Here is a 3,257-nt window from a genome sequence, read left to right on the forward strand (position 1 = left end):
GCCCAGCGATTCAACCGACCGGGGGCGTTACCATCACCCCAGTCGTCGGGAAGATTTTGCGTGGCAAACTGTAGATCCTCTAACACTTTACCCATCACGAACGCCCGGTCATCTCGTTCGCCGTTTAGTATTTCCTCATCATCAATGTTCAAGGTTTGTCCTACCCACTGCACGTCACCAAATTTTTGGGCCTTTTCACCGTAAAACCAGCCTCTAAACAATCGGGCTTCGGCAATATACTGATTTCGCACTTCGTCGGTTACATCAGCTTTATCGTAGTTTTCCATGCCGAAGTTAATCGCTCGCACGAAATCCCAACCTTTATAGCCAAACCACTGCTGACCATCGTTATCTGGAACTTGGTGTCTTCCGGCCCGAATTCTTTGGTAAAAATCGTGGCGGGGGTGGCGAGGAGCCGTATTATCGGATAAACCGGCTAAGTGCCAAATTCCCCAACGGTGACTACTAAAGCCATCGTGGTGCCCCATTAAAATGGGAACGTCATTGTCATTTCTAGCCATATCGTACAGGCTATTATTGTACACTCGAAGGTCGTTTTCGGTGTTCCAGAATGCTTCGTTGCTGATTTCATCCAGCGGCTGACGATCCAAGAACTCATCGTTGCAGCCAAACATGATGACTGACAACGCTACCGTCATTTTTAAAATATAATTTTTCATCTTATTTCTCTTTTAGAGTAATTAAAAGGATACGCGTATACCCATTGAGTAAGTACGCTGCTTATAGTATTCCTGCGTTAACGTTGGACGAATTTCAGGATCTAATGGCCGACGCATTCGGGTAAATTCCCACATATTTTGACCGGCAAAATAGATTTGAGCATTCGTCATCCCTACTCGGTTTGCCAGGTTTTGCGGTAAATTATACGCTAGCGTAAGGTTCTTCAAGCGCACGTAAGCTCCATCTTGCACAAATCTACTCTGAGGTTGCAAGTTCTGCTTAGTATTAGTAGAAATGTGGGGGGCAGGAAAATACGCGTCCCGATTAGTTTCACTCCACGTATCAGTGAGGTAGTAATTCTCTACGTGCCCAGCGTTGAACGGATAGAACGCTACCCAGTTACCATTCGGTGGAAAATAGTCATGCTGCAATAGGCCCTGGAAGAACACATTTAACGTGAAAGCTTTCCATCCAACAGTACTGTTTACACCGAAGTTGTAACGAGGAGTTTCGTAGCCAATAATTCGTTGATCGCCCGGATCAGAAAGTGTGTTTTCGCCCACATTAATAAATCCGTCACCATTTAGGTCGGCGTAGCGAATGTCACCTGGGCGCCAATTGGAACCATTAGGAATTTGCTCTTGATTGGCAGCATTAGCTACTTCATCTTCGGTTTGAAAAATACCTTGCGTTTCGTAACCCCAGCGCTCACCAACTATTTGACCTTCGTAGTACTCAGTATTATTATCACTTGGATTAGGAAGAACCCCAGTAGGATTATCGTATTTGGTGATTTCCGTAACGTTATCTGATAGCGCTAGAGTAATACTGTAATTCCAGTTGTTATTTACTCGGTTTTGCCAAGTAGCCGCTAGTTCCCAACCTCGGGTTTGCAGATCAGCCGCATTTTGCTGCGGAGCATCGGTCCCCAAAATAGATGGGAATTCTACGGTAGTAAGCATATCGCGGGTATCCCGAGTATATACGTCAAACGATACATCTAAGCGGTTGCCGAACATAGTAAAGTCTAATCCTAAATTTTGGGATACTACAGTCTCCCAAGTAAGAGTAGGACTTATTAATCCGGGTGCCTCTACAAAGGGCGTACGAGATCCAGCGGTCATCATATAGGGTGAGTTGCCCGATCCTAACGTAGCGATGTAAGGATAGTAAATTGGTGTGGTACCATTCCTTTCAAATATGAGCTGGTTTCCTAGTTGACCGTAAGAAGCCCGTAACTTTAAGTTATCTAACCAAGAAGATGTTCCTGCCATAAATCCTTCTTCGGATATTCTCCATCCAACCGAAACCGAAGGGAAGAAACCAAATCGGTCATTCTCTGGAAAACGAGAAGTTCCGTCGTAGCGGCCATTCGTTTCTATCAAATAACGGTCATCAAAGATGTAGTTCAATCGATAAAATGCTCCGCGCAAAGCGGTGTGTTCTTTTCCACCGTAGGCTTCTTGGTTTCCAACAGTCGCATTAATATCCGTAATAGCCGGAGTGATTAAGCTGTAGGAGCGCGCCCGGGAAAAATCAAATTGACCCCACTCTTGATTGAAGCCAACCATCGCTTTTAGGTAGTGTTGGCCCTGATCGATGGTATAATCGGCGAAGGTATTGATAACGTAGTACTGATCGGTATCCGTACGATTATCAATCCAGTCATTACCGCTAAATCCGTTACCAATTTCCAACCCTCCCGCCAAATCGCGGTTTTCAATAACATCAATTTTACTGTTAACCTGCTGACGATCTTGGTGAGTAAGGTTAGCCGAAAATTCCCCGCGTATATTCAGACCGGGAATAGGATTTAACGATGCCCCTTGCGTTAAAATAATATCATTTCTCGTCCAGGTATCACGTCCTCCGTTTTCCAGATAAGGTAAAAAGTTGGTACCAGCGAAGTACATACCGATGTACTGCTCAAAATCGCCTCGGTCGCCCGGTTCCAAATAAAACGGTAGATCAGGAAATTGAAGGGGATCTAATGGATCTTGACGCGCCGAAGTATTAACGTTTACATCCCAGTTATAAAAACGGGGCTTATTGCTTTGTTCTCTAGTGATCAACGCCCGGCTATCTAAACTTAACCAGTCGGTTACTTCAAAATTACCTTTTAGCAGCATATTATAACGCCGAAATGTTTCGTTCTTATCATCATTTTTCAGATAACCATCTTTACTTAGGAAACCAAATGATGCGTAATAAGAAGCTTTTTCCGACGATCCGGAGACACTCACGTCGTATTTATTTTGAGGAGCAAAGTCGGTAATTAAACGGTCTTGGTAATTGTTAAATCCGTAGAATCGAAGCTGACCATTAAAAACACCCCAAGCATTCTCTTCGGTAGGATTCTCAACCCATCGTCTTGTTCCTTCAACGTAATCCGGATCGTAAGCAGGGGCACCGTTGGTTCGGATATTGGCTTGATTTCGAGCCAAAACAAATTGATGAGGATCAGTAATAGGATCAATAAATAATATGGGACTAGACATAGCAAATTCTGCCCCGACATTCACTGTAATCTTATCTCCTTTACCGCTTTTGGTAGTTACTAAAACTACTCCATAAGC

2 protein-coding genes are annotated in these 3,257 nt (G+C 44.1%); both read right to left on the reverse strand.

Features of this window, described 5'->3' with window-relative positions:
* Positions 1-680 (reverse strand): RagB/SusD family nutrient uptake outer membrane protein (locus tag WBA23_RS01160; RefSeq protein WP_424580398.1); only part of this gene is annotated, 680 nt, incomplete at its 3' end.
* 21 nt (positions 681-701) lie between these two features.
* Positions 702-3,257: SusC/RagA family TonB-linked outer membrane protein (locus WBA23_RS01165; protein WP_424580399.1), on the reverse strand; the 2,556-nt coding region annotated here is incomplete at its 5' end.

The organism is Tunicatimonas sp., from assembly GCF_049647865.1.
Classification (GTDB): domain Bacteria; phylum Bacteroidota; class Bacteroidia; order Cytophagales; family Cyclobacteriaceae; genus Tunicatimonas.